This window comes from Mucilaginibacter gossypii (assembly GCF_017569325.2).
Lineage (GTDB): Bacteria > Bacteroidota > Bacteroidia > Sphingobacteriales > Sphingobacteriaceae > Mucilaginibacter > Mucilaginibacter gossypii.
Genome location: NZ_CP071878.2, coordinates 5,998,258 through 6,019,454, shown reverse-complemented (window position 1 = coordinate 6,019,454; position 21,197 = coordinate 5,998,258). Strand labels below are relative to the sequence as shown.

Here is a 21,197-nt window from a genome sequence, read left to right as displayed (position 1 = left end):
ATGCAACACAGCTCTGATGTAGAAGCCGCAAACGCTTTAAAACAGGCCTACCAGCAAATACGCGCCGAAATAGGTAAAGTAATAGTAGGCCAGGATGAAGTGATAAAATTTGTGCTGATCTCTATTTTCAGTAACGGGCATTGTTTATTGGTTGGTGTGCCCGGGCTTGCAAAAACCCTGCTGGTGCAAACGGTATCGCAGGTGCTTGACCTTGACTTTAAAAGGATCCAGTTTACGCCCGACCTGATGCCTTCAGACATCATTGGCTCTGAAATATTAGGTGAAGACCGCAATTTTAAATTTATCCACGGCCCTGTTTTTTCAAACATTATCCTGGCCGATGAGATAAACCGAACACCGCCAAAAACGCAGGCAGCCCTGCTTGAGGCCATGCAGGAAAAAGCGGTTACCGCAGCAGGCGTAACACACAAACTTGCACAGCCCTTTTTTGTATTGGCTACCCAAAACCCTATTGAGCAGGAAGGTACTTATCCACTGCCCGAAGCACAGCTGGACAGGTTTATGTTTAACGTAGCGCTCAGCTATCCTTCATTTAAAGAGGAACTGCTGGTTGTTAAGAACACCACCAGTACTAATAAAGCAGAAGTAAATAAAATATTAAACGCCCAGCAGATCATCTATTTTCAGCAACTGGTGCGCAATATTCCGGTTACCGATAATGTGATGGAGTACGCGGTGAAACTGGTATCCAAAACCCGTCCAAACAGCGAGTTTGCCACACCACAAATTAACCGTTTGCTAAGCTGGGGCGCAGGACCAAGGGCATCGCAATTTTTAGTATTAGGTGCTAAATGCCACGCGGTACTTAACGGTAAATACTCGCCCGATATTGAAGATGTACAGGCAGTGGCCAAACCTATTTTAAGCCACCGTATAGTGCGCAGCTATCATGCAGAAGCCGAAGGCTTATCAGCAGCTGATATTATTGAGCAGTTGTTTTGATTGTCTGAATCAGAATTTGCAGAATTAAAGAATTTTTAGAATGTCAAAAGAAAGGCCCTGTAATTTAGTTTACAAGGCCTTTTTTATTCTGTTAATTTTAAAATTCTGCAAATTCTGATTCAGACAATGGTTATTCATTCTCAATAGGTGAGAAAATCTCAAGAAGGATATTCCATTTTTTTGTTTTGTCAATTTCCCAAACCCTTACATAATTGTAGTTGCCTACAACATTGCCTTTGGTAATGCGGGCGTGACCATAGGTATAAGCAAGGTCATTACTCGCGGCGCGGCCACCATCGGTAGTTTCGGCAGTGATGCTGATGGCTTCGTTATTGATAAATTTCATCACCACATCGGTACCGGTCATTGGCGGAAAGCCGGGGAAATAATAGCGGCCCTCAGGGCTTAAAAATTCCTTATAACTGGCCATAGCCGATAATGTTAACCCATGATTAAATGTTTTATCGGTACCAATAATAACATTTTTGGCGCCGAATGGATCCTTACTTGGGCCTGAACGGTGCGCCGGGTCGGGCTCTTTAAAATCGGTAACAACTTCTTCCTCAGCTTCAGGATGCTGGATACCAAGGTCGATGAGAAGCTTTAATTTACCATCGGCGTTAGTACGCCAGATAGATACATAATCGCCAAACACCTTATCATCATCAGTTTTGCCGTTTTGATATACATAGGGGCCCGCGGTGAAAGCCAGGTCGCCATTGGCCGAGATCCGGGCAAATTTGGGCTGCCAGCTAAGCTTGCCGGCCTGTTTATCAATCTTACTATAAAAATCAACAATCTTTACTACATCGGGCTTAAATATGATGCCATCTGGATCGGCAACTGCCAGGAAACCATCTTTTATTCCTTTACGTTCAACTAACTTATCAAAAGCTTGTTCAACACTAACTACCTTGTTTACATTAACAGCGTCCTGCGCCAGGGCAAAAGCACTATAACCAATAAATGTAGCAGCTAATATTATTTTCTTCATATTTATATTCGGGTTTTAGGGAGCAATTTAGTAATAAATTTTAAGTCGGAAACGCAATAGTCAAAATGCATTATACAGCATAGCATAATTTAACAATTGCATTATTTTTGTTTTATCCTGAAACGAAGATATGGGCAAATAATTGCAGAGCGCGGGTTTGATCATATAAAATATGCGTAAATATTTAAATTTACTTAATAATGAAGTTGAATAAAAAAACACTTAACTTCATAACCCAACTAATCTGTTTTTGTTTAAATCAATATAAATTGCTTTCATGAAAAAGTATAAGCTATACTGCGTATTTGTACTTTTATTGCTGTGTGTAAAGGCGAAAGCGCAATACCTTTCTGACTATACCGGCCGTCCATATTATCTTAAAGCCAATGATGGCATACAAGGCAGCGCCCTCCTTACCGATAACTGGCTGAATGGCACTGTTTATTTCGTTAACGGCAAAACAGCTAATGCAATATTGAACTATAATATTTACGCGGATGAACTTTTATTTAAGAGCCCCCGGGATTCATCGGTACAGGCCTTTGTTGACCCGGTGAAGGGTTTTTCAGTAAAAGGCATTGCGCTTGAAGAAAGTGACCAAACGGATATGAACTTTAGCAGCGGCTTCCCGGCTGTGGATGATCAAACCCCAAAAACTTTTTACCAGGTAGTGGGAGACGGAAGGGTAAAACTGCTTCGTTATTACAAGAAAAAAGTACTTGAGTCAACGGGTTTTGCTTCGCAGGTAACCACCAAAACCTTCATGACGGCCAACAGCTATTACCTTTTTGCCAATAACCAAATGACAAAGATCAGGCCGTCGCAAAAAACCATCCTCGCAGCAATGAGCGACAAGGGCGATAAAATGCAGGAGTATATCAAAACCAACAAAGTTAATTTCAAAAGCGATGCTGCCTTAGCTAAATTATTCAGCTACTACAACTCACTTTAAAATCATGGCCTGTTATCAGGCTTTGCTCCAGGTAGTACCTTCTTTACTATCTTTTAGCTGGAAACCTATCTGTGATAAACCATCACGGATCTTATCCGACGTGGCATAATCCTTATTGGCTTTAGCACCGCTGCGCAGATCGACAATAAAGTTTAACACTTTTGGCAGATCGTCATTAGCCGCCTGCTCATTTTGTAAACCCAGTACATCAACCACAAATAAATTCATAAGCGCGGTTAACTGCTCAAGGTTCGCGGCATCAATTTTCAATTTACCATCATACACCGAATTGATAATGCGCGATGCTTCAAAGAGCTCGGCTATTAAAACGGGGCTGTTAAAATCATCGTTCATAGCCGCATAGCAACGCTCCATTAATGGTGCTATTTCAACTTCGGTAGTGGCAGATGCTTTCAATCCGTCGGTTAGCAGGGTGAAGGCGTTCATAAGGCGTTTAAACCCTTTTTCGGATGCCTCCATTGCTTCGTTGCCAAAATCAAGCGTACTACGGTAATGGGCCTGCAACATGAAAAACCTCACGGTCATGGGGCTATAGCCTTTGTTTAGTATCGAATTTTCGCCGCTAAACAATTCGCGCGGTAAAAAGCTGTTGCCTAATGATTTCGACATTTTTTGGCCGTTTACCGTAAGCATATTGGTATGCACCCAGTAATTAGCCGGGTTGGAACCGCAGCAAGCTACGTTTTGGGCAATTTCATTGGTATGGTGCGTTGGCACAAGATCAATCCCGCCGCCATGAATGTCAAAGTGGCTGCCGAGGTATTTCTGGCTCATGGCCGAGCATTCCAGGTGCCAGCCCGGAAAGCCCACACCCCATGGCGAAGGCCATTTCATCAGGTGTTCGGGTTTGGCTTTTATCCACAGGGCAAAATCAAGCTTACCATGTTTTTCCTGCTGACCGCCAAGCGTGCGGGTATTATTTAAAAGATCTTCGAGATTACGGCCGCTTAATATGCCGTAGTCCTGGCTTTTGTTATATTTTTCAACATCAAAATAAATGGTACCATCTACCTCGTAAGCATAGCCCCTGGCAAGTATTTCCTTCACCATTTCTATCTGCTCAATGATATGGCCGGTAGCTGTGGGCTCAATGCTTGGCGGCAGGTTGTTTAGGATCCTCATCACATCCCTGAAGCCAACGGTATATTTTTGTACTATCTCCATTGGCTCAAGCTGTGCAAGCTTGGCCTTTTTTGCAATTTTGTCCTCACCCTCGTCGCCGGCATCGCCTTCAAGATGGCCCGCATCGGTCACATTACGCACGTAGCGCACCTTGTAGCCAATAGCTGTAAGGTACCTGAACATAAGGTCGAAAGATATATAAGTACGGCAGTTGCCTAAGTGAACATCACTATAAACAGTAGGCCCGCAAACATACATGCCAACATGCGGCGTGTTAATGGGCTTAAATAATTCTTTTTTACGGGTTAAAGTGTTGTAAACAAACAAATTTTGTTGCATGAGCGCAAACTTACGATTTTTTCAATTTTAAGTTACTGCCTGCCGGCTTTCAGGTTTATTTTTACAAACGAAGAGCAATGACCTATGTTAATTCAGTACGAGATCGCTGCGTAAAGGATAATGGTCTGAAAGTTTTTTTTCAATCACCTTGTAGTTGAAAACCGAAAACTCCTGACTGCTCATAATGTAGTCTATCTGGTAATTGGGGAAATCGCCGTTATATGTGCGCCCTAAGCCTGATCCCTTTTCGCGGAATGAATTGTTTAAGCCTTTGGCCATTTGGTTAACCGCGAATGACGACGGGGTATCATTAAAATCACCGGCTATAATATAAGGGTATGGACATTGGGCAGCATGCGCCTTTACTTTAAAAACCTGCTCGGCCCTTTTCATAAAAGCTATTTTAAGCTTGCTCCCCAGGCGCTTGGTTGATTTGATATCTGTTTTTCCTTTTTTTGATACACTGTCGATGTATTTATAATCATCGGGGTCAAAATTGATGGATTGCAGGTGGATATTATAATACCTAAAAATTTTATCCCCCTTTTTTATATCAGCATATAGGCACTGGTTGCCGGACGTTCTGTCGGCTGCAAGGCGGATCATACCTCTTGATAGAATAGGGAATTTCGAAAAGATAGCCATGCCAATGGCTTCACTGCTGTTAAAACTAAAGGGTTCAAAGTAAAAGTTATTGCTGCCTAATATTTTGTTGATAGAGTCGCGTGTTTCATACTGCCCTTTATTGCGGGTATAAAACTCCTGGAACCCTATCACATCCGGCTGCTCATTATTGATGATCTCCAGGATTTCATGCTTGGTTGATATATCGTTATTAAAGCCAAAATGTTTAAAGTTATGCACGTTGTAGGTCATGACATGTACAACATTGAGCCCCGGGGGTAACGAAAAACTTGATTTAAATCTGAACCCGATATTGTTATTAAGTACTCCCCAGCCAATTAAAATACTGACCAGCGAAAATAAAAACTGCCAGCGCTTGCGCAGCAGCCAATATAGCATCATGATTATATTAACCAACAGTATAGGAGGGTAGGCAAGGCCGAAGAAAGCGAATAACCAATATTTGCGTGGATCAACCGAGGGGGCTAAATATCCTATCAGTAAAGCAAAACAGAAAAACAGGTTTATCCATAACAATACCCTGCTAAAAATACTTTGCTTTTTTTTTATCATTTATTCCTGTTTGCTTGCACGCGATAAAATTTCCCGCTCCTGTTTGCTTAAGCTATTATAGCCCGATTGCGATATTTTGTCTAAAATACGGTCAACTTCTTCCTGGCGCGGGTAGTCGGATGCGTTTTTGCCCATATTATTTGAAACCACTTTTAACCTGGGTTTCCGTTTAAACAGCCCGGCTATTCCGCCCACCCAATCATGGCCTTTTTGCAATTGCTTAATGTATACAAACCCCATTAAAGCGCCACCCAGGTGTGCAATTTCGCCGCCCGCGTTTGCACCAACTATACCCAAAAAATCAATAACCAGGATTACAAATACCAGCCATTTTAATTTTACCGGCCCAAATAAAATTAATGATATGGTGTAGTTGGGCAACAGTGTGGCTGTTGCCACAACAATAGCCATAACACTGGCCGATGCACCAACAATAGTACTGTTCTGTGCAGCGTTAGCACTGGTAAATGCAGGCAGCAGGTTTAAGGCCAGCAGGTATAACAAAGCACCGGCCAGGCCGCCCATTAAGTATAAACCTATAGTACGTTTATTACCAAGGTACTCTTCAAATATCTGCCCCATCCAATAAAGCCAAAGCATATTGAACAGTATATGAAGTATACCTGCATGCATGAACATATAGGTTAAAGGCGTCCAAAAACGCTTCAGCAAATCGGGCAGGTACGCCGGCATATTCAGATACTTATTGGCGTAAAATAAAATGGAGCTGTTATCAAAATGAGTCAGCAATTGTTCAACTACTGCCGGTATCCTGATAGCTAAAAAAACAATCACATTAATGCCGATAAGCAGGTTCAGCCTATTGCCGGAGCGCAGCATTTTGTAGTGGATATTTTGCCAAAGGGTGCTCATAATAAAGCTGTATTACAAAGATAACTACTGTTATTAATAAAAATTGTTTGGCCGTTGTAATCGCCAAATTTTAACTAATAAAAACCCGATAAGCGCACCGCCAAGGTGTGCAAAATGCGCCACCGAATCTCCGGAAAATTGCTTTACCCCTAAAAATAATTCTATCACTACATATACAGGAATGATATATTTTGCCTTGATAGGCACAGGTATAAACAATATCATCAGTTCAAGATTTGGGAAAAGCATGCCAAAAGCAATCAGCAAACCAAATATTGCTCCCGATGCCCCCACAATCGGTGTAGCATAAATATCAATAAGTTTTTCAGCATTTTCGCCATATTCTGCATAAGATGACTGAAGTGAGGGATGGGCAATGGTAAAGCTGCCGGTTATGCCATGCACCTCTATGGCCTGTACCGCAATTTGAAACAGAATTGCCCCTATTCCGCATAAAAAATAGAGATTAAAAAACTTTTTTGAGCCGATAGCATATTCTACAATAGGGCCAAAGGAAAACAAGGCAAACATGTTGAAGAAAATATGGCCCCACCCCCCGTGCAGGAACATGTAAGTAATGATTTGCCATAGCTTGAAATAAGGCGAATTAAAATAAAAGCCGCCTAACAATGGCACTATTTTGGCCTCATAAAATTGCCCAAACAGTACAAATGGCAAAAAGCATATTATATTTATAATCAGCAGGTTTTTAACAACAGGTGTAAGGTTGGCAAAAGGCGATTGATTGTATCCGTTCATATATAATTTAGCCTGGGGCTATTTTTCAAATCGTTCCATTAATTCGTTCATCGTAAAGGTACTGATTACGGGCTTACCATTCAATGCCTGGTTAGGTGATTCACAGGCAAAAAGCTGGTCGATAAGCTGGTTCATTTCCTCCAGGGATAGCTTGGTTCCTGATTTAATAGCGCCGTTACGGGCCAGTGACCGGGCCAGGTTATCCCGTTTATCTAATTTAAGGATGGCCATATTGTTTTTAAAACCTTCCAGTAAATGTTCTAAAAGCTCATGCTCGCCAACGTTGTTCAGTTCGGCCGGGATCCCCTCTACTACCACAGTGTTTTTTCCAAATTCGCGGATATCAAAACCCAGCGACCGGATATCAGGCAAAAGCTCTTTCAATAACTCAAAATCGGCACCGTTTAGTGTTACCGACTGCGGAAATAAGCTTTGCTGGCTCATCCCCGAATGATTTTGCAGCTGCTGCAAAAAGCGTTCGTACAAAATACGCTCATGCGCGGCCTGCTGGTTAATGAGCATAAAGCCCGATTTTATTTGCGACAGAATAAACCGGTTATGGATCTGGAACAGTTGCCGCTCGCTTGGTTTACTTACATCCTGCTCATCAACCGCTATGGTTTTTTCCTCGTGGATCTCGTGCTGAAAAAGGGTTTCCTTTTTACTGATCTCATACAAAGTATCCCAGTTTTGTGGAATAGGGTCTTTTTTATACCCCCCGCTCTCCCTTAAAAATGGATGCTCCTGCCGGGGTTTTTCTGCTTTATCGGCAAAGGGGTTAAAGTTTGGGTTAAAGGAAATAGTAGGGGCGATGATCTCCTCAAACGGTTTGGGGGTTATCAGGTGCTCGATACTGTTTTCCTGGTCAAAATCCAGGCTGGGCGTAATATTATATCTGCCCAATGACCGCTTCACTGCCGACCGGATTATGGCATAAATAGCCTTTTCATCCTGGTATTTGATCTCGGTTTTGGTTGGGTGTACGTTGATATCAATTTTTGAAGGGTCGATATCGATGAACAAAACATAAAACGGAAAACAATCATCGGGCAATAGTTCTTCAAACGCTGTAGTTACAGCATGATTAAGGTAGGAATCGCGGATGAAGCGGTTGTTTACAAAAAAGAACTGTTCGCCACGGGTTTTGCGCGCAAACTCGGGCTTCCCTACAAATCCACGCAGCTTAATAATGGTTGTATCTTCTTCAACAGGTACCAGCCGCTGGTTATAATTATTGCCAAACAGGTGTACTATTCTTTGTTTAAGTGTGGTGCCCGGCAAATGATAAACTTCCTGGCTATCATGGTGAAGGGTGAAAAAAATTTCGGGATGTGCTAAGGCCACACGTTGAAACTCGTCAATAATATGGCGCATCTCTACCGGGTTGCTCTTTAAAAAATTGCGGCGGGCAGGGGTATTGTAAAACAGGTTTTTTATAGAGATTGATGTGCCCGCGTTAGCAGCACATGGTTCCTGGCTTATCACTTCGGAGCCTTCAATAGTTATACAACTGCCCAGTTCGTCTTCATGGCGGCGGGTTTTCAGCTCTACCTGGGCAATAGCGGCGATAGACGCCATGGCCTCACCCCTGAAACCCATGGTACGGATCGCGAACAGATCTTCGGCCTTGCGTATTTTTGAAGTTGCATGACGCTCAAAGCACATGCGGGCGTCGGTAAGGCTCATGCCGCAGCCATTATCAATAACCTGGATCAGTGATTTACCGGCATCTTTAATAATAAGCTGGATCTTATCCGCACCTGCGTCAATAGCGTTTTCAACCAATTCCTTTACCGCAGAAGCCGGTCGCTGCACTACTTCGCCCGCGGCAATCTGGTTGGCAACGGCATCCGGTAAAAGCTGAATAATGTCTGACATCTAAAAAAAATTCCCTCCAATTTCTATTTCGATGCTAAATTAAATATTTGAAGGCATAACTTTATGATTTGATAGTTGTATATACTTTTGTGGTTTAATACAATTACAATAAACATACAATTACTTTATGAAGAGACTATTGCCCGCGCTGCTATTACTGGCAGCAGCCTGCAAACAAAAGGAATACAATGCCGATATGCTGGTAAAAAACGCGGTTGTGTACACCGTAGATAGCAATTTTACAACAGCAAGCGCATTTGTAGTAAGCGGAGGCAAGATACTTGCAGTAGGCAATGCCGATTCCCTTGAACAAAAATACAACGCCCGCGAAGTAGTTGACGCGCAAGGCGCCGCGGTTTATCCCGGCTTTATTGACGCCCACGCCCATTTTTATGAATATGGTATGGGCCTGCAGGAAGTAAACCTGGTAGGCACCCATAGCTGGCCCGAAATTATTGACTCGGTAAAAGCTTATTCCGAACGTAATACCGATGGCTGGATCATTGGTAATGGCTGGGACCAAAACGACTGGACAAATAAACATTTCCCCGATAAGGCAAAGCTGGATTCGCTGTTCCCGATGAGGCCGGTGATCCTTAGCCGTGTAGACGGGCACGCCGCAATAGCTAACCAGGCCGCACTGAACATTGCCGGTGTTAAACCGGGGCAAACCATTAATGGCGGCGAAATAGAAACCAGTAACGGGAAACTTACCGGTATTTTGGTTGACAACGCGGTAGGTATAGTTACCCGTAAAATCCCTGAACCTACGGCTGCTATTATAGATACAGCCTTGCTATCGGCACAGAAAAATTGTTTTGCCGCTGGCTTAACTACAGTTGATGATTGCGGGCTACCTTATACCATGGTAAACACCATTGCCGAGCTGCAAAATAAAGGCGACCTGAAAATGCGCCTGTATGTGATGCTGGCCGACCGACAGGAGAATTATGACTACCTGTTTAAGAAGGGAATTATTAAAACGCCCCGTTTAAATGTAAGGGCTTTTAAAGTTTATGCCGATGGTGCCCTCGGTTCAAGAGGGGCCTGCCTGCTAAAACCCTATGCCGACTCGGCCAAATGGAGCGGCTTTTTGTTGAGTAACCCAAAGCATTTTGAAGAAATAGCTCCAAAAATAGCGGCCCGCGGTTTCCAGATGTGCACCCATGCCATTGGCGATTCGGCAGTGCGGGTAATGCTTAAGATTTATGCGGCTAATTTAAAAGGCAAAAACGACCTGAGGTGGCGTATCGAACACGCGCAGATAGTATCGCCGCAAGACCTGGACATGTTTGGCCAATACAGTATTGTCCCATCGGTACAGCCTACGCACGCGACATCAGATATGTACTGGGCCGATAAAAGGCTGGGCCGCGAACGGCTTAAAACGGCTTATGCCTATAAACAATTGTTAAAGCAAAACGGCTGGATCCCTTTGGGTACCGATTTCCCGGTTGAGAACATTAATCCGCTTTATACGTTCTATGCAGCGGTTGAGCGCAAAGATTTGAAAGGTTTCCCGGAAGGTGGTTTTCAACCTGAAAACGCCCTGACCCGGATTGAAGCATTAAAGGGAATGACCATTTGGGCAGCCAAAGCCAATTTTGAAGAAAAAGAAAAAGGCAGCATTGAACCCGGCAAATACGCCGACTTCGTGATATTGGACAAAGATATTATGAAAGTAAAAGGCAGCGAGATCCCGGCAACCAAAGTGACCCAAACCTATATAAACGGAGTTAAAGTATATGATAAAAAATAAATGGGGCCGTGTTCCTTTAGTACTATTAGGGTTTGCATTATTTAATACCGCTTGTGCACAAAATCCACCGTTAACAGGGCAGGCCTTCATTGCCGAAGAAAGGTTGGTTGGCAACTCTACCGTGTTACTTAACAATGCCTCATACCTGGTGCCGCTGCAAAAGCTGGAGGATTTAAAAATTGCCAGTGTGCATTTCAATAACCAGTACGCCGCCGTTTTTGATAGCTTGCTTAATAAATATAACAAAGTACAACTGCTTGACGGTGCCACTTATTCGGGTAATAAAACGCTGGCCAATCTTACTTCCGATCTGAAGTTTTACAACACCATTATAGTACAGGTAAATGATGCCGATTTAAGCAATCCGGATGTGATTGATTTTATCAGCACCAATCAAAAAAACAAGAACATAGTTGTAGCGGCTTTTGGCAGCGGTTCGCTATTAGGCAAGCTTGATGTTATAACCGCCCCCGTGATCTGGACAGAACGGGTATCCGAGGTATCGGCCATGTACAGTGCCGAAGCTATATTCGGCGGGGTAAGTATCTCTCAAAAATTAGCGAAAAACTACAGTGCCGTTTATAAAACCGGGATGGGGTTTGCTACCGAGAAAACGAGACTGCAATATACTGTTCCTGAAGAAGCCGGTATAAATGCTGCCAATCTGCAGGGCATTGATAAGATAGCACAGGAAGCCATCCGTGAGCATGCCACCCCGGGATGTGTGGTATTGGTTGCTAAAGATGGTAAAGTGATATTTAATAAAGCTTACGGTTATCACACCTATGATAATGTGATCCCAGACAAGCTGACCGATATTTTTGACCTTGCCTCCATGACCAAAGTATCGGCAACTACCATGGAAACCATGCAGCTTACCGACCAGGGGAAATTAAGCCTGGAGAAAACCCTGGGCGATTATATTCCCCTTGCCCGTAAAAGCAATAAAAACGACATCCGGATCCGCGAAGTGCTGTTGCACCAGGCGGGCCTGATCCCCGATATCCAGTCGTTTGAAAAAGTAAAACCGACAGATCATAGTACCGATTCGTCTGCCGCCTATCCAACAAAAGTATCTGATCATTATTACCTGCGTAAAGACTATTATAAAGATGTAATGCTGCCCGATATGCTGAATTCGCCGCTGAAAACAAGGGGGCAGTATGTATATAGTGATGTAAGCATGCTATTTATGCAGGAGGTTGTTGAAAACATTACTGCCGTGCCGCTCAACATTTATGTACAGCAGCATTTTTATACTCCGCTGGGGATGCAAACTGCAGGCTTCTTACCCTTATACCGCTTTACGCCCGACAGGATAATCCCTACCGAAAATGATAAGGAGTACCGCATGTCATTACTGGATGGATATGTACATGACCCAACAGCAGCGCTTTTGGGTGGCGTTGCAGGGCACGCCGGTTTATTTGGCAGTGCCAATGATGTGGCCATATTATACCAGATGGTTTTAAACAAGGGGAGTTATGGCGGTGCCCAATATTTTAAGCCGGAGGTTGTTGACCTGTTCACCTCCAAACAATCGCCGGTGAGCCGCCGCGGACTGGGTTTTGACCGCTGGGACCCGATAGCCGAAAGACACTATCCTTCAAAACTGGCGTCAGATCAGGCTTTTGGACATACCGGTTTTACAGGCACCTGTATCTGGGTTGATCCTAAATACAACCTGGTATATGTATTCCTGTCAAACAGGGTGAACCCCTCGGTGGCCAGTAAATTGGGCAGCCTTAATATCAGGCCGAGGATCCAGGATGTGGTTTACGAAGCGATAACGAAAGGGTTGTAAGTGAATTTCGGAATTAGGGATTTTGATTTCGGATTCTAATTAAAGTCAAGCAACTGAAAAATACAGGCCGGTAAATCGCGGCAAGTAACGGGTGTTCAAATAGTGAAGGAATAATAACTAAACTGGCGGATGGTCTTCTTTTAAATAAAAACCCTAAATTTATTTAATCCCGAAATCGAACATCCGAATTCCGAAATCAGAAAGATGCGTTATTTCACCATCCAGCCACCGGCCGAGCTTAAACCTTATGTAAGATTTTACTGGGTGCTTGAGCATGAACTGGAGCCGGATCATTCGTCATATATTTATCGTTCTGTTGCTGATGCCTGTACCGAATTGGTATTTCACTACCATTCATCGTTTAATGAATTGAAGGAGAAGAATGAGCAACGCCCAAGCTTATCAGGCATTCAATTTCAAACTACACAATACCGCAGGTTTATAACAACCGAAAGCTTTGGCATTTTTGGCGCCTATATTTATCCTTTTGCCGTGCCTTATTTTTTTAATATCCCCAGCAGCCAAACCAGTAACCTCGCATTTGATTTCGATACATTTTTAAGCCGGCCGGGCCGGGAGCTGGAAGAGCAGATCATGGTAGCCGGAAATAACCATAAACGGGCAGAGATCTTGTCTGCATTTTTAATAGCCCGGTTACGTCAAAATGTGTTAAAAGACGATCGCATAGCGGTAGCGATCAGGAATGTGATCCATAATAAGCAATACAGAACGGTTGCTCAACTGGCTGATGCCTATAATTTATCGGCACGGCAGTTTGACCGTAGATTTAAGGAGTCTGCGGGCTTTAGCCCTAAAACTTATATGCGGCTGGTGCGCCTTCAGGATGCTCTGACTCAATACAATGCAGATAAAACACTAACCCAGATAGCGCTGGAATGCGGGTATTATGACCAGTCGCACTTTATTCATGACGTGAAGGAGTTTACAGGCTATCATCCGGGCTTTTATTTTTCAGGCAAGGCTGAGGGAACTGAATACCGGAACACATAATGTCCGGTTTTTACAATTTTGAGAACAGGGGGACAGCTAATTTTGAGAAAAAACAAATTATGGCAACAATAAACATTCCCGAAAATTACCAGGCTGTTATGCCTTATCTCATTGTTAAAAACGGCGCGCAGTTTATCGGGTTTACCCAAAAGGTTTTTGGTGCAACGGAACAGTTTAAAACCATGCGCGATGAACACACCATTATGCACGCCGAGGTTAACATCAATGGCAGCACCATCATGTTTGCCGATTGTACCGATACTTATCAACAGCAAAATTCAGGTATGTTTGTATATGTAGAAAACTGTGACGAAACTTACCAGAAGGCCCTTGATAGCGGAGCCGAAAGCATTATGCCGCCGGCCGATCAACCATACGGCAGGAGCGCAGGGGTAAAAGACCCTTTCGGAAATACGTGGTGGATTACTAATCCGTTATAAATAATTTGAATAATTTATGGAAATCACACAGCGCCTGCATCTTATCCGTAAAATCACAACATGAAAAATCTCTTGGCTGTTTTAGTGTGTTTATTTTATGGAATTACCGCTTTTGCCCAGGCAGCCCTACCTCAAACGCCACCGCCTCAAAGTAAATCAGCTCAACCTTTGCAGGCAAAGCCAGATACCGGCAAAGCTTTGTTAAACCCCAATCAAAGCCCCTCGTTTAAAGACACAACTAATGCATATAAAAGCTACCAGTCTAAGTCTCCCGCCGATTCCTTATACCGCCATTTACCTGATGCAAAGGAACGGCAGCCATTAATTATTGTTAACTCCAAAATCATTACCAGTCTTGGCCATATAAATCCAAATGATGTTACCTGGTTGACAGTTTTTAAAGACAAGGATGTTCCGGCAAACGTCGCCAACCTAAGCAGGTTTGGTATAATAACGATAACCCTTAAAAAAGAAGTGAAAATTGAAACAAATACCTTTGACGATATAAAAAGAAGGTTTGGAGTAAGTGGTAATGTGAGGTTTGCTGTTGACGGCTATTTTGTTGACGATGAAAGTATGCTCATTTCGGCGCAGGACATCAACGAAATAAACCTAACCTGGAAAAAGAATAAAGACGGGTCGCCGGATGTAACGATCAACATTTGGATGCTGGCACCTGAAGCCCGCAAAGGTCCTGTTGCCGGAAGGCACCCAACTGATAAACCCGGTGAAATTTATATAAGGGGATTGGTATCAAAATAATTTTATTTCGGATAAAATCTTTTCCTTTGCCGGTCGTCATACATTAATATATGCACGCTTTTATTTTAGCATTACACTCTCTTACGCGCTGGTTTGTTTTGGCCAGCCTGCTTTTTGCCCTTTATCGCGCCTACAGCGGATGGCTTACTAACAAAAGTTATTCAAAATTTGACGACCGCGTACGGGTTATTACCACCAACATTGCCCATATCCAGCTAACTATTGGGCTCTGGCTGTATTTCATCAGCCCGATAGCCAATTATTTCATCAGCCATTTTAAAGAGGCGGTGCACGAGCGGCAGATCAGGTTTTTTGGTATGGAACACGTTACCATGATGCTGATCGGCATAACGCTGATCACTGTTGCCTCATCAAAAACCAAACGAAAAACAATTGATAAGGACAAATTTAAAACCACGGCCATTTGGCTAACCATTGCCCTGCTGGTTATTTTAAGTTCCATCCCCTGGTCGTTTTCGCCATTGATCAGCCGCCCGTTATTCAGGCCGTTTTAAATGCCGGGCTTTGAAAACTGAGCGGTCATCTTATTTAAGGGCGAACCACCTTACTCAGCAACATCAATCACCAACTTACCGTTCGCCTTACCATTCTCTAATATCTCGTGGGCTTGATTGGCGGTAGCCAATTTAAATGTACGCTCATCTACCAGCGGAACAATTTTACCAGCTTCTGCAAGTTTTGCAGCCTGCTGCATAATTTCACCATGATGTTTGCGGCCTCTACCGGTGAGCATCGGCATCAAAGTAAACACTCCGGAATATGTAGCTCCCCTGAATGATAAGGGCGCCAGCTTATGCTCACCCCAACCCAGGCAGCTTACCACATGACCGGTATAATAACGTACCGCATTAAATGATGCATCTAAAGTGGCTCCGCCCAGGGTATCATATACAATGTCAAACCCTTCGCCGTTAGTATAATTGTTCACATATTCGTCAACTGTTGTGGCGCGGTAATCGATAAAAGTAGCGCCAATGCTTTCAATATATTGCTGTTGGGCCGCGCTGCCGGTAGCATATACGTCCGCACCAAAGGCTTTCGCTACCTGAACCGCTAAATGGCCAACGCCTCCGGCGCCACCATGTACCAGCACTTTTTGTCCCTCATGTACATTTGCCCTGTCTACAAGGCCCTCCCAGGCAGTGATAAAGTTAAGCGGCATCGAAGCCGCCTGTCTGAAACTTAAGTGAGATGGTTTAATAGCAAGCAGGTCTGCATCAAAGGCAGCATATTCCGAGTAAGTACCCTGTAGCCCACCAATACCACCTGCAAGGCCATACACTTCATCGCCAGGTTTAAAAGTATTTACATCAGCACCAACTGCTTCAACTATGCCGGCAAAGTCCATCCCTAAAATTGCAGGTAAGGGCTGCCTGGCATGCCCCCCTTTACCGGTACGGATCTTATTGTCCAATACGCTGACGCCGCTGGCTATAATACGCACCAGTACCTGGCCTTTGGAGGCAATTGGGCGGTCAACTGCGGTTATTGTGAAAGGCGCATTTGCTTCAGGAGCGATAAGGGCCTGCATTGTTGTATTTTGAGTTTCCATTGTGTTGTTGTTTAATTACAATACAAAATTATACAAGGAGGCAGCCATATTCCTTGTACAATCCCTCGTAACATTTGTACATTTACATTATGGTAAAAGATAATTTATACCAGCCTTTTGAAGTTGTTTTGCGCGAACCACTCAGCGCCTGTCCCCGCAGCGAACATTCACACAGCTTTTTCGAGTTTATTTATATTGTAAGCGGTACCGGAAAACAGTGCATAAACAAAAGCAAGTTTACCTATAAACCCGGTCACCTGTTTTTACTTACACCTGATGATTCACATTATTTTGAGATACTAACCGAAACACAGTTCCTGTTTATCCGCTTCAACCCACTTTACATTAAAGATCGCGGCCTTAGCAGCGAAACAACCGAGCATCTCAATTTTTTGCTAAAAAACGCAGGCCAGGCACCGGGATGCATATTAAAAACCGATGAAGACAAGGCCGTTGTAAAACCCATTATGCAGGCCATCATCAGTGAAAAAGAAAAAAAAGGGCTTTACAGTAAAGCGCTCCTTCAGCAATATATCAATACGGTTATAGTAATCGCCGCCCGTAATGTGGCTATGAGCATGCCCGATGAAGTTAGTGAGAATACCGAAGAGAAAACGCTTGATATCCTGCAATACATCCAGGCCAACATCTACTTCCCCGAAAAACTAAAAGCTAAAGTAATAGCCGATAAAGCGGGAATCTCTGAAAACTACCTTGGCCAGTATTTTAAAAAACATACCGGCGAAACTATGCAGCAGTATATCATCAATTACAAACTGAAGCTGATTGAGAACCGTTTACTGCACAGCAACATGCGTATGGTTGAAATTGCCAACGAGCTTGGTTTTAATGATGAAAGCCACCTGAACCGTATTTTTAAAAAATACAGAAGTATGAATCCTTCTGATTTTAGGAAAGCGGGAGGAGAATTGCATCCCTTTGTTTAATACTTTAAAGCCCGTCAGTTTTGTATCAACATCCCTATAAAACAAGAATTATATTTTAAAAATTGCCATGAATTGAAAATTTAATTAAAATATCTTCAAAAATTTCAAAATAATTTGCTTTTTTTTCAAAAACACTTCATAAATTACAATTCTGAAAGATAACTGATTGTCAATTTTTAATTTATTGTAATTTTTTCATGGAAGAATCAGCTTATTTTGACAAATACAGCCCAATTGATAATGTTTGGGACGAAATGTATGGCTTGGATGCTAATGTTCGGGAGCATTACCGTAAAGTTATTGACTACATTTCGAAGGAATCGGCCGACGACCTGAACAAAAAGGAGGAGCTTGCCAAGCGCCTTTTCATGAGCCAGGGCATCACCTTTACCGTTTATAACAGCGGCGAAGGCATTGAAAAGATCTTTCCTTTTGATATTATCCCCCGTATCATCACTGCCGATGAATGGGCTTTTGTTGAGCGAGGCATCAAGCAGCGCCTTAATGCGCTTAATTTATTTCTGAAGGACATATACCATAATCAGTTTATTGTAAAGGACGGCATAGTACCTATTGATATTATTTATTCGTGTCCGCACTTTCTGCGCGAGATGTACCAGCTCCAGGTGCCTTATGATATTTATGTACATATTTCGGGCATCGACCTTATCCGTGATGAAGACGGCACTTTTTACGTGCTCGAAGATAACCTGCGCACCCCATCGGGCGTAAGCTATATGCTCGAGAACAGGGAGATCACCAAGCGCCTATTTCCCGACCTGCTACCGCAATGCAGTGTGCGCAGCGTTACCGAATATCCGTCAATACTATATAAAAACCTGCTGGCGCTTTCACCCCGGCAGATCCATAACCCAACTATTGTTTTACTTACGCCGGGTATTTATAATTCGGCCTATTTTGAGCATACCACGCTGGCCCGCCTGATGGGGGTTGAATTGGTAGAAGGACGCGACCTGGTAGTGAACAACCATAAAGTGTACATGAAAACCACCACCGGGCTGCAACAGGTTGATGTGATCTACCGCCGGGTGGACGATGAGTTTCTCGATCCCCTGGTATTTAACCCGGCAAGTATGCTTGGCGTAGCAGGCCTTATGGGAGCTTACCGTAAAGGCAATGTAGCCATAGTAAATGCTACAGGCACAGGCGTTGCCGACGATAAGGCGGTTTATGCCTATGTGCCCGATATGATCCGCTATTATCTGAACGAAGAACCCATACTCAAAAACGTGCCAACACACCAGTTAGGCAATCCGGATGAACGCGAAATGGTATTTAAAAACCTCAATAAAATGGTGGTTAAAAAAACCAATGGCAGCGGCGGTTACGGGATGCTGATGGGGCATGCAGCAAGCGAGCAGGAAATAGATGAATATAAAAAGGAAATCCTGAAAGATCCACGTAACTTCATAGCACAGCCAACCATCAGCCTTTCGGCGGCGCCATGTTACATGCAGGGCGAACTAAAGCCACGCAGGGTTGATTTAAGGCCATACGCGCTGTACGGCCCCGATGGCATTGAGATAGTCCCCGGCGGCCTAACCCGTGTGGCGTTAAAAGAAGGTTCACTGGTGGTAAACAGTTCGCAGGGTGGCGGCAGTAAGGACACGTGGGTGTTAGCCTGAAAGGTAAAAGGCCTTTAAATCAAAATAAAAAACAAAAAGGATGCGGAGCTAAGTAAATCCGAAATTGAACATCCTAATTCCGAAATTCAGATCATATGTTAAGCAGGGTTGCAGCAAGTTTTTATTGGTTAAGCCGTTACATTGAGCGCAGCGATGGTATGCTGCGGATGCTCAAAATTAATTATGCCTCATCGCAGGATACGGTGCAGGAATTTACCTGGGAGCCCGTAATGAGGATTTTTGCCGGGCTAAACGCCGGCGAGGCCGAAAAGCTCGACAACGACAGCCGGTCGGTTTTAAAGTATATGGTTACCGGGAAAAATAATCCTAATTCCATACTCAACATCATTACACTGGCACGAGAAAACGCCCGCGGTGTACAGGAGCACATCACCAAAGACCTTTGGCAATGCCTGAATGAATATTACCACACCGTAAAAGATCCGCGACTGGAACGCGCCCTGCACCGGGAAGACCCGATAGGGGTACTGGACGTGCTGATAAAACAAGTAATGCTTTATTACGGCACGGTGGAGATCACTATGGAGCGCGGCGAAGGCCGTGCCTTTATGAACATTGGCAAATACCTGGAGCGGGCCATCCAGTCGGTTGATATTTTGGATACTAAATTCAGCTCGATAAGTGATAACCCCGATCTGCTTACTGATACCACTTACTGGAAACACCTGCTGCTTTCATTGGGTGGCTACGAACTGTATTTAAAAACATACCGAGAAGGTTTTGAGGCCGAAAACGTTTTGGAACAGGTTGTACTGAACAACGATTTTCCGCGCTCGGTTATTTATTCGGTAAATAATATTCAGCGTTATTTCGACAGATTGAAGAATGACAGCAATGCCGATGACTACAGGGAAATGTCGTTTCAGATAGGCCGGTTGCAAAGCCGCATAAAGTATAGTTCGGTAAAAAGTATCAAGCAGGAGGGCTTGCACTTGTTCCTCACCCAGATCAGGAGTGAGCTATACGGCATAGGCAATTCACTAAACCAACATTACTTTGCTAATTCATGATCACAATTTGAAGATGTTTTGATTTGAAGATTTGAAAATGCCAGTCTATCTTTTCATTTTCAAATCCTCAAATCCTCAAATTAAAAAATTAAAACAATGCCTGAATTTAAGATCCAACATATCACCAAATACACCTATGAAGGCCCTGTTCGTGACAGTGCCAACCAAATCATCCTGTTCCCGATAAAAGATGAATACCAGGAAGTGGTAAAACAGGAGCTAAATATAACAGGCAGCCCGGTTGTTGATACTCATATCGATTACTATGGCAACGAGGTTGGCAGTTTCACCTACAGCAACCAGCACAACATGCTGGTTATAAACTCAAAGCTGGTTGTCATTACCCGACAGCGCCCCCTTCCGGTTAATGATATTTTTCCGGAGCAGCAATGGGAGGATCTTAAACGGCTTCAATACATGGTGCCCTATATTGATTTTTTAAAGCAGGAATATTTTGAAGGCCTGCCCGAGCTACAGGAAATAGTTGAACAGGAACGGCGTAAAGATGAAACTCCCTTTCAGATAGCACTTCGTTTTTGCGGCTGGGTTTACAAAAACTTTGAGTACATCAAAGGCGTTACCACGGTTGAAACTACACTGGATGAAGTATGGAAGCTTAAAGCCGGCGTTTGCCAGGATTTTGCCCATATTTTAATGGTGATGCTCCGCCAGCTTAAAATACCATCCCGTTATGTAAGCGGCTATATCTGCACCCATAGCAGCGCTATGCGCGGTGAAGGTGCAACCCATGCCTGGGCCGAAGTGTATGTGCCCGACTACGGCTGGCTTGGCATCGACCCTACAAATAACTGTATTGCCAATGAAACCCACGTACGCCTGGCTGTGGGCCGCAATTTTTCAGATTGTTCGCCGGTTAAAGGTGTTTATAAAGGAGCCTACGGCCACAAGCTGGAAGTGTCAGTAATTGTTGACGATGCAGATACTATTGTTTTTGAGGATAAAACCCACGAATCGCCGGCTATGCACGCGGTAGCCGAATTTCCTAAAAACAGCTATCAGCGATATATGGAGATCATTCAACAACAGCAGCAACAACAGCAACAGTAGGTTAGTTGGCAGTGGCAGTTTCCAGTTGGCGGCAGCAGCGGAAAAATTGTTGCCACAC

Annotated in this window: 19 protein-coding genes; 12 read left to right on the top strand and 7 right to left on the bottom strand. The window is 43.7% G+C overall.

The features are described from left to right. Nucleotides 1–963 (top strand): AAA family ATPase, encoded by a 963-nt coding sequence (locus J3L18_RS25590; RefSeq protein WP_091169195.1) that lies wholly within the window; start codon nucleotides 1–3, stop codon nucleotides 961–963. A 130-nt stretch (nucleotides 964–1,093) separates the two neighbouring features. Here J3L18_RS25590 and J3L18_RS25585 read toward each other — a convergent pair whose 3' ends face one another. Then, nucleotides 1,094–1,957: a Cif family virulence factor gene (locus J3L18_RS25585; RefSeq protein ID WP_091169192.1), complete on the bottom strand. Its 864-nt coding sequence runs from the start codon at nucleotides 1,955–1,957 to the stop codon at nucleotides 1,094–1,096. A gap of 277 nt (nucleotides 1,958–2,234) precedes the next feature. Between J3L18_RS25585 and J3L18_RS25580 the strand changes: the two genes are divergently transcribed. After that, nucleotides 2,235–2,909: a hypothetical protein gene (locus J3L18_RS25580; RefSeq protein ID WP_129571941.1), complete on the top strand. Its 675-nt coding sequence runs from the start codon at nucleotides 2,235–2,237 to the stop codon at nucleotides 2,907–2,909. A 15-nt stretch (nucleotides 2,910–2,924) separates the two neighbouring features. Here the strand turns inward: J3L18_RS25580 and cysS are convergent, their stop codons facing one another. From cysS to mutL, 5 genes are all read right to left on the bottom strand, one after another. After that, the gene (gene cysS / locus J3L18_RS25575; RefSeq protein WP_129571940.1) at nucleotides 2,925–4,391 is read right to left on the bottom strand and encodes a cysteine--tRNA ligase; all 1,467 of its coding nucleotides are present in this window, start codon (nucleotides 4,389–4,391) and stop codon (nucleotides 2,925–2,927) included. An 87-nt stretch (nucleotides 4,392–4,478) separates the two neighbouring features. Then, entirely contained in the window at nucleotides 4,479–5,588 is a 1,110-nt protein-coding gene (locus J3L18_RS25570; protein ID WP_129571939.1) for an endonuclease/exonuclease/phosphatase family protein, read from the bottom strand. Further along, complete coding sequence (locus J3L18_RS25565) at nucleotides 5,589–6,461, bottom strand: rhomboid family protein (protein ID WP_091169178.1); 873 nt, start codon at nucleotides 6,459–6,461, stop codon at nucleotides 5,589–5,591. A gap of 33 nt (nucleotides 6,462–6,494) precedes the next feature. After that, nucleotides 6,495–7,220, bottom strand: a complete 726-nt coding sequence (locus tag J3L18_RS25560) for a rhomboid family intramembrane serine protease (RefSeq protein WP_091169174.1) — start codon at nucleotides 7,218–7,220, stop codon at nucleotides 6,495–6,497. Between the two features lie 18 nt (nucleotides 7,221–7,238). Beyond that, nucleotides 7,239–9,098: a DNA mismatch repair endonuclease MutL gene (gene mutL, locus J3L18_RS25555; protein ID WP_091169172.1), complete on the bottom strand. Its 1,860-nt coding sequence runs from the start codon at nucleotides 9,096–9,098 to the stop codon at nucleotides 7,239–7,241. A gap of 127 nt (nucleotides 9,099–9,225) precedes the next feature. Between mutL and J3L18_RS25550 the strand changes: the two genes are divergently transcribed. The 6 genes from J3L18_RS25550 (at nucleotide 9,226) to J3L18_RS25525 (ending at nucleotide 15,389) form a co-directional block, all read left to right on the top strand. Further along, nucleotides 9,226–10,857, top strand: coding sequence for an amidohydrolase (locus J3L18_RS25550; RefSeq protein ID WP_129571938.1), 1,632 nt, complete (start codon nucleotides 9,226–9,228; stop codon nucleotides 10,855–10,857). After that, nucleotides 10,844–12,661 (top strand): serine hydrolase domain-containing protein, encoded by a 1,818-nt coding sequence (locus J3L18_RS25545; protein WP_129571937.1) that lies wholly within the window; start codon nucleotides 10,844–10,846, stop codon nucleotides 12,659–12,661. Before J3L18_RS25550 ends, J3L18_RS25545 begins: the two co-directional genes overlap by 14 nt. Nucleotides 12,662–12,865: 204 nt before the next feature. Next, entirely contained in the window at nucleotides 12,866–13,672 is an 807-nt protein-coding gene (locus tag J3L18_RS25540) for a helix-turn-helix domain-containing protein (protein ID WP_129571936.1), read from the top strand. Between the two features lie 59 nt (nucleotides 13,673–13,731). Continuing rightward, nucleotides 13,732–14,112, top strand: a complete 381-nt coding sequence (locus J3L18_RS25535) for a VOC family protein (RefSeq protein WP_189549502.1) — start codon at nucleotides 13,732–13,734, stop codon at nucleotides 14,110–14,112. A gap of 60 nt (nucleotides 14,113–14,172) precedes the next feature. Further along, a complete protein-coding gene (locus J3L18_RS25530; protein WP_129571935.1) occupies nucleotides 14,173–14,874 on the top strand; it encodes a hypothetical protein in 702 nt (233 codons plus the stop codon). A 50-nt stretch (nucleotides 14,875–14,924) separates the two neighbouring features. Further along, nucleotides 14,925–15,389, top strand: a complete 465-nt coding sequence (locus J3L18_RS25525; protein ID WP_129571934.1) for a hypothetical protein — start codon at nucleotides 14,925–14,927, stop codon at nucleotides 15,387–15,389. Nucleotides 15,390–15,439: 50 nt separating this feature from the next. On the opposite strand, the gene J3L18_RS25520 is transcribed toward J3L18_RS25525, so the two are convergent. Next, entirely contained in the window at nucleotides 15,440–16,447 is a 1,008-nt protein-coding gene (locus tag J3L18_RS25520) for a zinc-dependent alcohol dehydrogenase family protein (RefSeq protein ID WP_208102380.1), read from the bottom strand. An 89-nt stretch (nucleotides 16,448–16,536) separates the two neighbouring features. Between J3L18_RS25520 and J3L18_RS25515 the strand changes: the two genes are divergently transcribed. The 4 genes from J3L18_RS25515 to J3L18_RS25500 all read left to right on the top strand — a co-directional run bounded on the left by J3L18_RS25515 (nucleotide 16,537) and on the right by J3L18_RS25500 (nucleotide 21,139). Next, the gene (locus tag J3L18_RS25515) at nucleotides 16,537–17,394 is read left to right on the top strand and encodes an AraC family transcriptional regulator (RefSeq protein ID WP_129571933.1); all 858 of its coding nucleotides are present in this window, start codon (nucleotides 16,537–16,539) and stop codon (nucleotides 17,392–17,394) included. Between the two features lie 197 nt (nucleotides 17,395–17,591). Further along, nucleotides 17,592–19,040 (top strand): circularly permuted type 2 ATP-grasp protein, encoded by a 1,449-nt coding sequence (locus J3L18_RS25510; protein ID WP_090532594.1) that lies wholly within the window; start codon nucleotides 17,592–17,594, stop codon nucleotides 19,038–19,040. 95 nt (nucleotides 19,041–19,135) lie between these two features. Then, nucleotides 19,136–20,071 carry an alpha-E domain-containing protein gene (locus J3L18_RS25505; RefSeq protein WP_090532596.1) on the top strand — a complete coding sequence of 312 codons (936 nt, stop codon included), beginning with the start codon at nucleotides 19,136–19,138 and terminating at the stop codon, nucleotides 20,069–20,071. A gap of 96 nt (nucleotides 20,072–20,167) precedes the next feature. Continuing rightward, nucleotides 20,168–21,139 (top strand): transglutaminase family protein, encoded by a 972-nt coding sequence (locus J3L18_RS25500; RefSeq protein ID WP_129571932.1) that lies wholly within the window; start codon nucleotides 20,168–20,170, stop codon nucleotides 21,137–21,139. The last annotated feature ends 58 nt before the right edge of the window (nucleotides 21,140–21,197 follow it).